Raw genomic sequence first — 12,018 nt, forward strand, 5'->3', positions numbered from 1 at the left:
AGAATTCGTCGGACACACGGGGAGCCGCGCCACACTGCCGACCGACTCTAGCCGAGCGACGCGTCGACAAGTTCGATCCAATAGATGACCGACGTGCGCCCCGCGCCATTCAGATGGGCCTGGCACCCGATGTTGGCAGTCAAGATCACGTCGGGCTTGCTGCTTTAAAGGGCGGCAAGCTTGTTCACCTATACGGCGGCCAGCTCCGACAAACCAAAAAAGCGCAACGCGTTTTGACCGAGAATCTTGCTCTTCGCGTCATCGCTCAGTTCCGGATGCGTCGCAACCAGTTCGCCGATCAACTGCTCCCCGAGCGGGAACGGGTAGTCGGAGCCGAGTAGCACCCGGTCCTCCCCCATTGTATCGACCAGCATTTTCAGCGCACGTGGATCGAAGACCGCGCTGTCTACATGAAACCGATTCAAGTATGACAGCGGCGGGTGCGGGCAATTCTCACGGACGATATCCCGGTTTTCCCACGCGTTCTGCACGCGACCGAGCAAGAACGCAAAGCTGCCGCCGCCGTGCGCAAAGCACAGCTTCAATGAAGCCGGGATACGCTCAAAGGCACCGGAGAGAATCAACGACACCATGCTCAACTGCGTCTCCGCTGGCATGGCGACAAGCCACGGCAGCATCCATTTCTTCATCCGGCCATCGGTCATCATGTCCCACGGATGAACCAGCACCGGAATCCCATCGTTTGCGCAGTGTGTGAGAAACGTGACCAGTTGCTCGTCGTCCAAGTCACGCGCGCCGAGGTGGTTACCGATCTGCACACCGTGGTGTCCGCAACGGAACGCGCGCGTCGCCTCGCGGCATGCCAGCTCGACATCCTGCAACGGCACCTGCGCCAGCGCCATCAACCTGTCCGGTGCATACGCGCACATTTCCAGCGCGAGATCGTTCATCCGTCGCGCCCATTCGTCGGCCACCCTGGCGTCGTAGCGATAGCCGAACATCACCGGCGTTGCGCACATTATCTGGATGCCGATGCCGCGTTCGTCCATCTCGGCGATACGCGTGCGCGGATCCCACAGCGCACGGTACACCGGCCGGAATGACCGGTCCCCCGTCATGATCATGCCATGCTGGCCATCTGCATCGATATTCAGCCAGGGGGCATGTGTGGCGTCCAAGCGCGCCGCCTCTTCTCGCGTGATGCGCGGGAAGAAATGAGAATGCATGTCGATTCGAAGCTTCATCGCGAGTCAGTGTGGCAATCCAATCAAGTTCGGTTAATTAAGCGGCTTTGCCCGCATGCAATTGGCCGCACTGCGGACATCGCCGCTTGTCTTCGGAGCCGTAAAATGCGTCGAACAACGGCGGCAGGTCGGTCACGATGTTCTTGAGCTGGACCTCGACCCGATGCACCCGGTGATAGCACGCGTCGCAGTACCACTCGAACCCGTCGAGCAGTCCTGGTGGCCGCTGACGCTCAATCACCAGGCACGCGCTGCCGGCCTCGGGCCGCTGCGGCGAATGCCGCACATGCGGCGGTAACAAAAATATGTCGCCTTCTTTTAGGTCCACACGCTCCCTGCGACCGTCGATCCACAGATACAGATACGCGTTGCCGCGCAGCTGGTAAAAAAACTCCTCGAGCGGATCGTCGTGGTAATCGGTACGATGATTCGGACCGCCCACGACCGTCACGATCAAGTCGCTGTTCTGCCAGACTTGCTGGTTGCCCACCGGCGGCTGCAGCAAGTGCATGTGTTCGTCAATCCAGCGTTGGAAGTTGAACGGCGTCCCATATCCCAGCATGTTGGTTTCCTCTATTGATGCACGGTACCGCCGCCGCGTCACGCCGGCATAGCCGACGTGCCAGACGTCCCGCACTCCGTTCCTGACGCCCGCCCTCAACGCTGGCGCGGCGCATACGCGACAGCCTTGATCTCGATCAGCAGGTGCGGGTGGGGTAGCTGATGGACGGCCACGGTCGTGCGGGTTGGGCCAGTTTCGTCAAAAAACTCGCCATAGACTTCGTTGTATCCGCCAAAGTCATTCATGTTGACCAGGAACGCCGAGATGTCGACCAGATTCGAGAGTTCGGCCTCGTCGGCGCGCAGAATATCGCGAATATTCTCGATCACCGCCCGGGTCTGTGCCCGAATGTCCAGGTTGACCGTACCGAGCGCATCGACCGACGCGCCGACGATCGTATTATCGGGACGGCGCGCGCTGGTGCCCGACACGAACAAGAAGTCACCGGCACGCTGCAGGTGCGGAAATCGGCCGCGCGGCGTGGCCTTGCCTGGCACAACGCGGCCTTGAGAAGTCGATTCAGTCATAACGGTTCCGTATTTCGTGCGTTTATCCGATCTTCACGCAAACATTGGTAAGTTCAGAGTAGAAGTCGAGTGAATGTCGACCGCCTTCGCGACCGATGCCCGACAGCTTGGCACCGCCGAATGGCGTGCGCAGGTCGCGCACGAACCACGTGTTGACCCACACAATGCCAGTCTCGATCTGGCGCGCGACACGGTGGCCTCGGGCCAGGCGCGTCGTCCAGACGCTTGCCGCCAGACCGTAGGCGCTATGGTTGACGCGGCCAATCACCTCCTCCTCACTGTCGAACGGCGCCACATGACAAACCGGCCCAAAGATCTCCTCGGTCACGCAGCGCGCGGTATCCGGCAGGCCTGTCCAGATGGTCGGATTTACGAATGCGCCACGATCCCGGGCATCGCCGAAATGCGGGACATCGCCGCCGGTCACCACGTTGGCCCCTTCCTCGACGGCCAACCGGAAATACGACAGCACCTTGTCGCGATGGTGTTGTGAAATCAACGGCCCCATCGTAGTGGTCGGATCCTCCGGCGCGCCCACGCGCAGCGCCTGCGCCTTTTGCTTCAGTGCGGCCACGAAGCGCTCGAAGATCGGCCGCTCGACGTACACTCGCTCGCTGCACAGGCAGACCTGCCCGGCGTTCGTGAAGCTCGATTTGGCCACACCGTCGACCGCAGCATCGAAATCGGCGTCAGCGAACACGACCGCTGCGTTCTTGCCACCCAACTCGAACGAGATGTTCTTCACGCCATCGGCAACCGTCTTCATGATGGTGCTGCCGGTGCGCGACTCGCCAGTGAATGTGATTGCACTGATGTCCGGATGACGGGACAAGAACTCGCCTGCCGCGTTAGGCCCATGACCATGGATCAAGTTGAATACCCCGTGTGGCAAGCCGACTTCATGGATCACCTCGGCCAGCAGTGTCGCCGAGCCGGGCGTTTCCTCCGATGGTTTGGCCACCACGCAGTTGCCCATCGCGAGCGCGGGCGCCACCTTCCACGTCAGCAACAACAGCGGCAGGTTCCATGGCGAAATGATGCCCACCACACCGAGCGGCTTGCGCGTCACATAATTGATTAGCTCACCGCCGTCCGCCATATGAGTTTCGAAAAACTCGCTGTTTGCGGTACGCACCAAGTCAGCGAACATGCGGAAATTAGCGATGCCCCGCGCCACATCCAGCGCCCGCGCTTGAGCAACCGGACGGCCGGTGTCCGCCACTTCCGCGGCAACGAATGCATCAAAGCGCGCTTCGATGCCCTGAGCAATCCGGTACAGCCAGTCCGCCCGCTGCGCCGGCCTCGTGTCACGCCAACCGGCTAGTTGGGCCGTCCATGCTGCTCGCACCGCGCGGTCCACGGCGTGCGCGTCAGCTTCGCAGACCAACGCAACCTGCGAGCCGTCGACCGGGCTCAAGTCCTGGAACGTGACATCACCCACCACGAACTCACCATCGATGTAGTGCCGTAACAAGCGGGGTTGGGGCGACGCGGTGACCGGTTCGATGCTCACAACAACTCCTGCGTATTCAAGAGTTAAGAGCAGTCTATGAGAGGCACCTCGTGCGCGGAAATCAAATATTCGTTATTGACTATATGAATCGGTAATACCAGTGCCGCAACCGAGCCGGTCCGCGACCGCAGTGACGCTTCCACGCGGTTTGAAGTCTGTGCCCTACGGGCCCAATTATCAATATCCGGCTGCAAATCGACCATGACGCAGCAGGTCTACGCTGCTGTACTCAAGCGCCACCGATTCGTCGCGTCGCGCTGCAGCGACGTGGCGGCGAGCATTCTCCCGTTCCAAGGATCTTGGTTTCGTCCACGTTGGTAATGGAGCCAGCAATCGAAAGATTTAAAAAGAGATGGAAAAATACCAGCGACTTCCGACGGTGGGGGTAACGCGGGACGATGACTGTCGCCTTCGTGTCAACCCAAGCGTCCGGGCGACATCGGTCACACCGATAGCACTCCCCCAAAAATCTCACCTGAATGCACGATGATCGGCTACTAGCCTGTGCCCGCAGATCTTCAAATTCGCAGGCGGCGGCCTCTATTGGATTTCGTTAGAGATTCAATCGACACGAACCTTTATTTGGAACCCCACGGTGAACGGCAGTTTCTCCGACGGTATCGGCGGAATCAAAATGAAATTCGCGCCAACACGCTTGAAATTCGCCATTAGTACGGGGGCCAGAACCGGCCCGACGGTCCGATTGTGTCCCATTCCCCAACGACCGTAGTTGTAGCCGGAAATCACGCCACCCATCGCGGCAACCCGAAACCATCTCCAATGGACAAACTCCGGTGCCCATACAGCACCGCCGTAGAACGATGGACGCCGAATCGAATTGCGAAAGTACCCTGCCGTCACACCCCACTGCGGCGAGAAATAACACTCGACGCCGCCCCCCGGATTAAACTGCTCGAAGCGCTTCGACGGATCGGGATCAATATGGTACGACCTCAGCATTGCGTCGATCCATATACCCTGGTCACACCAGCCGGCGTAGGCACGCGGCGCCCCGAATCCGGATATCGCTATGCACAACAACGTCAAGCTGACGCGCACGCGAGCATCGCGATGCTGAAACATCGTTCGAATAGGCATGCTTTCTCCAAAGGCAAGCCAGGGCCGGAAAACACGCACTTTACCGCATCCCCAGCGGGGAACCTCGGTTCATACGCCCTGCAGAATCGACTACGCCGTCCAATCCAGGATGACCTTGCCACTGCGTCCGGACAACATTGCATCAAAACCACTGCGATATGCCTCCACGGGGAAGCGGTGCGTAATGATCGGCGACAAGTCCAACCCGCTTTGCAGCATCGCGATCATCTTGTACCAAGTTTCAAACATTTCGCGTCCGTATATCCCCTTGATCTCCAGTCCTTTGAAGATCACATGGTTCCAATCGATCGCAGTGCTTGCCGGCGGGATCCCCAGCAGCGCAATCTTGCCACCGTGATTCATATGCTCCAGCATCGATGTAAACGCGCTCGGCGCGCCCGACATTTCGAGTCCGACGTCGAATCCTTCGGTCATGCCGAGTTCGTGCATAACCTGCGTTAATGATTCGCGCGACACATTGACAGTACGGCTTGCGCCCATCTTCTTGGCAAGCTCGAGTCGGTATTCGTTGACGTCCGTGATCACAATATTGCGGGCACCAACATGGCGGGCGATTGCCGCGGCCATTGCGCCGATCGGCCCCGCACCGGTGATCAGCACGTCCTCACCGACAAGGTTGAAACTCAACGCCGTATGCACTGCATTGCCAAATGGATCGAAGATCGCGGCCAACTCGTCGTCGATGTCATCCGGTATCTTGAAAGCATTGAAGGCCGGAATCGCCAGATAGTCGGCAAACGCGCCTGCGCGGTTTACGCCGACTCCGATAGTATTACGACACAGATGACGCCGGCCGGCGCGACAGTTCCGGCAGAGCCCGCAAGTAATATGACCCTCGCCGGATACTCGGTCGCCCACCTTGAACCCTCGCACTTCTTGCCCGATGTCGACAATTTCGCCGACGTACTCATGTCCGACGTGCATCGGAGTCGGGATGGTTTTGCTCGCCCACTCGTCCCACTTCCAGATATGGAGGTCGGTGCCGCAGATCGCCGTCTTGCCGATGCGGATTAATATGTCGTTATGTCCGATCTCCGGTTTTTTCACCCTAGTTAATGTCAGGCCTGGTCCCGGCTCCAGCTTCGCCAGCGCACGCATGGGCGCTCCTCAAATGACATTCAATGCTCGGCCGACGCGCTCGAACGCATCGACGGCCGCATCAATCTGTTCCGGCGTGTGCGCGGCGCTCATCTGGGTGCGGATCCTCGCCCGTCCTTTCGGCACCACCGGATACGAAAACCCGATTACATAGACTCCCTCGGCCAGCAATGCCTCGGCCATCCGGCCGGCGAGTTGCGCATCGCCAAGCATGACCGGGATAATCGGGTGCTCACCCGGAATCAATGTAAAGCCCAGCGAACTCATTGCGCGACGGAAACGGGCGCCGTTCTCGCGAACGCGTCGGCGCAATGCCGCCCCTTCGTCGCTGCGCAGCAATTCCAGCACGGTGAGCGACGCATGCGCGATGCTGGGCGCGAGCGTATTGGAGAACAAGTATGGCCGCGAGCGTTGTCGCAGCAGCTCGACGATCGGCGCACGGGCCGCGACGTATCCGCCCGATGCACCGCCCAGCGCCTTGCCCAGTGTCCCGGTGATGATGTCGACCCGGTCCTGCACACCACAGTGCTCGGGCGTGCCCCGTCCGTGCTCCCCAATGAAACCGACAGCGTGCGAGTCATCGACCATGACCAGCGCGCCATAACGGTCCGCCATATCGCAGATCGCCTTCAACTGCGCGATGCTCCCATCCATGGAGAATACGCCATCGGTCGCAATTAGCTTGAACCGCGCACCGGCCGCGTCGGCCGCCTGCAACTGCGCTTGCAGGTCGTCAATGTCGTTGTTCCGATATCGAAAGCGCTTGGCCTTGCATAACCGTATGCCGTCGATGATGCTTGCATGATTCAATTCGTCACTGATGACCGCGTCGTCCTCCGTCAACAGGGTCTCGAATAATCCACCGTTTGCGTCGAAGCAACTAGAGTAAAGAATAGCATCATCGGTGTGCAGGAACGAGGCTAGTGCCGCTTCGAGTTGTTTGTGAACCGATTGGGTCCCGCAAATGAAGCGTACCGACGCCATGCCGAACCCATCCCGGTCCAAGCCGTCCTTTGCTGACTTCACGATGCGCGGGTCATCAGCAAGGCCCAGATAATTGTTCGCACAGAAGTTTAGCACCTGAGCACCGTCCACCAGCGCGATGCTCGATGATTGTGGCGAGACAATCACGCGCTCTGACTTATAAAATCCGTCTGCACGGATCTGCTCCAGCATAGTGCGCACGTGCGCGAGATAAGCGTCGTTCATGAACACTCCTGAGGTGGGATGCATAATGCCGATGCAAGCCGCAGCGCTTAGCCTGTTAACATCCAAGCATTCTGGCTTGCTGAACCGATTCAATATCGAATCCATGTTCGGTATATCGAACAATTTACTCTACCGAGACATCCATGACAAGTTCCGGCCCACGCTCGCCGGCGCGCCGTACCCCCCGCGCAAACCGCCAGGCAGCACGCGGAGCGACGATGGTGTTACGCCTCCCCGTGTTGGCGCCCACATCCAGCGGTTGCGCAACGAACGCAAAATGACGCTCGAGGATTTATCCCGCGCGGCGGGGGTATCGAAGTCGATGCTATCCGACATCGAACGCGACAAAGCCAATCCCACAATCGCAGTGGCCTGGCGCCTGACCAATGCGCTCGGCGTCAACCTGGATCGCCTGTTTGCATCGGCAAGCCATGACGCGGATCCCATACAGGTCGCCGGCCCGCATGACATCCCGACGCTGTCCGGCACGGACGCGAAATATCAGCTGCGGGTCTGGGGCCCGATCGAGTTGGCAGGCCGATTCGAGTGGTATGAATTGACACTGCAGTCCACCGGTGCGCTAGTTTCCGGTGCACACGAGCCCCATACGCATGAACACCTGACCGTGCTGCATGGCACAATCGAGTTGGAATCGGGTCCGTCGAGCCGCAAACTGAAGGCGGGGGAAACGGCACGCTACCCGGCAGATAAACCGCACGCCATCCGCAACGCCGGCAAGGGCAAAGCCACGGCACTGTTGGTCGTCGTACACCCATAACGACGGCAACGTGATCCCCATCCACGTCGGCGAGTCACGACCATAGCTCGCCGATAAAGCCTCCCCCTCTCCCGTAAATCCTCACCTTAGCCGTAGAAGCCGCATTCACGCCGGCTGCTCTCCATCTTTTCAAACATTAGTTGTCCGATGTTAAATCGAGGTCGGCAATCGTTGGCATATCTGCGATTTTTTGCACGGGATTCTGTTGGTCACACCACGATCAACGTCCATGTTGCCATTTTTCCGGGGGGCGGGTCGTACCTATGCGCACGATTTGCCAAACCTTGCCACGCACGGCAAAGGCCATTTTCTAGTAATGCAGATAGATCCCGATACTGAACAGCTGGTTGTACACGGCGCATCAAGGCTATCGACGCGTAAACACTGACATGTCAAAGGGAGAGGCTCTAGCCAGCGGCTCTCCGCCAATCCATCGCGTTCCACTGATTACCGAGGGAAAGATGACATCCGCGATGTGGAACGAATTGCCTGGATTTTGCTATAGGCCCCGAAAACCCTCACCTTTATGCTTATGCAGGCAGCAGCACGATGACAGGGATCCGTCGATGGTAAACGCAGATGCAGAGGCACGTGCTCAGCCCCGACATCCAGTCAAACGAGGATACGTGGTCGGACGCGTTCAGCGAACAACCGGATGGCGCAGCAAGACGGCAGGCCTCAGGTCCCCCCCGTGGCGGCTCATGTCCTGATCCTGTAAAAGCTCACTCCTCAGCCCCCGAAGATTCTCACCATCGTTTTCTGCGAAAGCGCTTCCATCAATGTCCTGTAAAATATCACCTTATCTCCCGAAAAAGCTCACCTCAAAAGATATCCAGCGCCGCAATGCCCTTTTACGGCCTATTCAGATGCGAGCGCGGCCGCCCCGCAGTGCAATGTACCAAATGATAGCTCCCGAAAAATCTCACCTTTGAATGCAGTGTGACGCCTTGCGTCAGCGCATCGCTTAGCCTAGCTGTATCGTAAGCCGCCAAGCTGACAGCGTTGCAAGCCGCTTGTCCCACGTTCAGCTTGATACCGATGATGAGACGGCAGCGGCAAATCGATTATAAGCGGACAGCCGAGAAGGGGCTTCACCGGAGGTGCGCTCGCATGCTGGGCATTGCAATTCGAAGCGTCCATCGTGCTCATACAGTTCAGGCTCCGCATCACCGCATGCCGCACATGTCGATGGCAGTGCGACGAAACCGTCAACAGCGGTACCAATCGACGCAATTTCCTCATGGGTGAGACGGCCAGCTAGCGCCAGGTCGGCAACCAATTTGCCAAGTGTCGACGGTACGCCCGCTTGTACGCGGAACTGCTCTATTTGCCGACTCAATCGGTCAACTTCGTCCGACTTTGTATCCAGTTGGTTTTGCAGCGTGTCGGCACGCGCCTTGATTGCCGCTAGTTGCTGGACATGCTCGAATTCCTTACGGCTTTGCTCACGCAAGCCGGCTTGGTACGAAGACGAGGCTGAACGTAGCGTGTCCAGTTCGACCAATAACGGCTTGACTCGGCGCTCAGCGTTCGCGATGGCATCCTTAATCTCGGCTGCATAGTGCTCAGTACGGGCTTTCAACTCAGTCTGTAGTGACTCGACTTTATTGCGTAACGTCGAAATCTCTGCTTCGCTATCCGCCAACCGGCCTTTCAGCAAGATCACTTGTTCGTGCGCCCGTCTGGCCATGGTCCGTTCGGTTGCCAGCCGCTCGGCCAATTCCCCTTCTTTGAGCGTTGCACCAGTCCACGCGTCATGATGCCGTTGTAATTCGGCACGGGCATGCTCATACAATAGCTGCGCATCTCGGGCTTTTTGCTCTGCTGCGGCGATAGTCTGTTGCATCTCGACACGTTTTTGCGCGAGTTCATCCCGTGCTGCGGCAAGTGCGGCATCGTAAAGGCTGCGAAGCAGTTCGCCAGCGGTGCTGTGGAGCGCTGGCGGCAGTACACCGGCATCGATCCGCACCTTTGACGTGTCGCGCACTCGCTCCCAGAAAAACTCGATATCTTTCGGAATGTCACTGGCGCTGCCGACACCGGTCAATTCCCGGACATTGGCTAGTGTTGGGCGGACCGCGTGATCGAAAAATAGACGTTTACACGCATGCAGCGACAATTCGCGACGCCGGGTGCCCTGCGCTTTCAAGCTTAGCAGTTCGTCCCGTATCGCCTGCTTGTCTTCATCATTCATCGGAGCAAGCCTAGCATAGTCAACTGGAGCAATCATAACAAACTACGTAAGATTTGCTACCAATTTATTCACTGAGCGTTACTCTCCCTGCCATGGTGTTGGATCACCATATTTTGAGTAAAAGGAACTGGAATCGGTGTGAAACATTAAATAGGGCGGTCAAAAATATCCTTATGTTCCAAGTGCTTGGCGCACTCCGCAGGATTTAACTTAATGTTTCACGAGCCCGGTTAGCCCAGTTGGTTAGGCTAGTTAATCCCCGCTGGGTGCTCCCAGAACGCCGGCTAGCTAAAGAGAAAAAGCGTAGCGGTTGCTACTTTGATGATTGCAGTGGTACAGGGTAACCACAGTAGCGCGTTATGCCATAGCTTTTTCAGAGACTCGCGGGTTTCTTGAGTCAGTTAACAGAAACACGTAGAAGTATCTTTAAAAACGTTAACGCCAGCTCAAACCCTTGTCTGGCATGGCTTTCCGGGCGACAAGGTGAGGGTTTCCAGGAACTCAGGTGAGACTTCACGGGATGCCACGGTGATGGGGTTCAGGGAGTCCGGTGAGGAGTGACAGGAAACATCGTGAGCGGATTCGGGGGCAGGTCACGCAGCTTTGGTGGCTATAGGTGAGACTTTTCAGGACGATACCCGCGCGGGCCCCCAACCAGTAAAGCGTTGGTGCGGTGGAGTATTTGGTTGAAAAACATTATGGTGAGCTTTTTCAGGAGGTAGTGGTCGCCGTGCGGGGCTGCCTTTCGTTGCTCAATTTTTTGGCAAGGTGAAGTTTTTCGGGACTTAAGCGCCTTTCAAGGTGAGCCGATACGGGAGTAGACGTAAGGTAGACGGCGTTCTGCGTATCGTGGCGCTGCAAAGGTGAGCTTTTTCGGGGGCGGTGGTTTTCTCTTCCTTCGCGGATCATGGCTCGCCTCCGAACGGCATGAAGGCGCATTGAGCGGGAGTTCAGTACGAATATTTGCTCAAGTAAGCATGACGGCACCGTTAGGTGAGTCTTTTCGGGAGCCGGATTGCAGCTTAGGTAGGCCGTTCAGTAGGCGTTACCGGGCAATAAGGTGAGATTTTACAGGATCGGCCAGCGTGAGCATACAATGCCATTTCGGCCGTTCCGTTACGTGGGGTGAGCCGTCACTTTTCATGAAGTATTTGATTTATAAGGGATTCTGAGCACCGTATCATTGCTGCTATACTATAAAGGTGAGCTTTTTCGGGGCCTCAGGACAGAAGAAGGGGGGCACTGTCGCCGGGGTTGATGCTGTTCAATGTTCTGCGTAAGGGTGAGGGTTTTCGGGACTTATAGCATTTGGCCTCGAAGCCGCATGCACTTTTAACGGGTAGGTGCCCCTTTTTCGAGCGCTATGACGAGTGTTTTCGGCGTGTTATATGGCCAATGACGGACTGTGGCGGCTTTCCTCCCGACAAAGGTGAGCGTTTTCGGGAGGTTTTGCAGCGCAATAAGAGAGCGTTGTTCTGTCGATCCCCCGCCAGCGGGGCGCAGGTCGTTGATCAACGGTGAGCGTTTTCAGGAAAGGCCTGCAATAAACCTTTGCTTATCTGCAATCGTAACAAAAACCGCTTTAAGGACAAGGACATGCAGTCCATTTCAGCCGACGTATGAATTTTGCGACAGGCCAAAGGTGAGGCTTTTCGGGACTCAATTTTAGGGTTCGTAGAGGGGGAGACGGTTATGCATACGTCTGCAGCCCCGACTACAAGGGGCGTTACCGTATCAGCCCGATTTTCATAGGTGAGAATCTTCGGGGGACCTCGCGGTGAGGTGGGTGTTTTCGCGGTGTCTCACCCATCAG

8 protein-coding genes and 1 pseudogene are annotated in these 12,018 nt (G+C 57.6%); 1 reads left to right on the top strand and 8 read right to left on the bottom strand.

The window, feature by feature from the left end; translation table 11 throughout:
* Positions 1–188 precede the first annotated feature (188 nt).
* From RA167_RS15230 to RA167_RS15260, 7 genes are all read right to left on the bottom strand, one after another.
* The gene (locus tag RA167_RS15230) at positions 189–1,205 is read right to left on the bottom strand and encodes an amidohydrolase family protein (RefSeq protein WP_076788474.1); all 1,017 of its coding nucleotides are present in this window, start codon (positions 1,203–1,205) and stop codon (positions 189–191) included.
* Between the two features lie 37 nt (positions 1,206–1,242).
* Positions 1,243–1,767 carry a 3-hydroxyanthranilate 3,4-dioxygenase gene (locus RA167_RS15235; RefSeq protein WP_076788715.1) on the bottom strand — a complete coding sequence of 175 codons (525 nt, stop codon included), beginning with the start codon at positions 1,765–1,767 and terminating at the stop codon, positions 1,243–1,245.
* Positions 1,768–1,862: 95 nt separating this feature from the next.
* Complete coding sequence (locus tag RA167_RS15240) at positions 1,863–2,294, bottom strand: RidA family protein (RefSeq protein ID WP_076788475.1); 432 nt, start codon at positions 2,292–2,294, stop codon at positions 1,863–1,865.
* 22 nt (positions 2,295–2,316) lie between these two features.
* Complete coding sequence (locus RA167_RS15245) at positions 2,317–3,807, bottom strand: 2-hydroxymuconic semialdehyde dehydrogenase (RefSeq protein ID WP_076788477.1); 1,491 nt, start codon at positions 3,805–3,807, stop codon at positions 2,317–2,319.
* Between the two features lie 561 nt (positions 3,808–4,368).
* Positions 4,369–4,905, bottom strand: a complete 537-nt coding sequence (locus RA167_RS15250) for a hypothetical protein (RefSeq protein WP_076788478.1) — start codon at positions 4,903–4,905, stop codon at positions 4,369–4,371.
* A gap of 90 nt (positions 4,906–4,995) precedes the next feature.
* Positions 4,996–6,024, bottom strand: a complete 1,029-nt coding sequence (gene tdh / locus RA167_RS15255) for an L-threonine 3-dehydrogenase (protein ID WP_076788480.1) — start codon at positions 6,022–6,024, stop codon at positions 4,996–4,998.
* A 9-nt stretch (positions 6,025–6,033) separates the two neighbouring features.
* Positions 6,034–7,233, bottom strand: coding sequence for a glycine C-acetyltransferase (locus RA167_RS15260; RefSeq protein WP_076788482.1), 1,200 nt, complete (start codon positions 7,231–7,233; stop codon positions 6,034–6,036).
* Positions 7,234–7,459: 226 nt separating this feature from the next.
* Here RA167_RS15260 and RA167_RS15265 point away from each other — a divergent pair.
* Positions 7,460–8,011: pseudogene (locus tag RA167_RS15265) on the top strand (helix-turn-helix domain-containing protein); the annotation flags it as partial.
* Positions 8,012–9,035: 1,024 nt separating this feature from the next.
* Here the strand turns inward: RA167_RS15265 and RA167_RS15270 are convergent.
* The gene (locus RA167_RS15270) at positions 9,036–10,205 is read right to left on the bottom strand and encodes a DNA-binding protein (RefSeq protein WP_076788487.1); all 1,170 of its coding nucleotides are present in this window, start codon (positions 10,203–10,205) and stop codon (positions 9,036–9,038) included.
* Positions 10,206–12,018: the final 1,813 nt, after the last annotated feature.

Source organism: Mycetohabitans endofungorum (assembly GCF_037477895.1).
GTDB lineage: Bacteria > Pseudomonadota > Gammaproteobacteria > Burkholderiales > Burkholderiaceae > Mycetohabitans.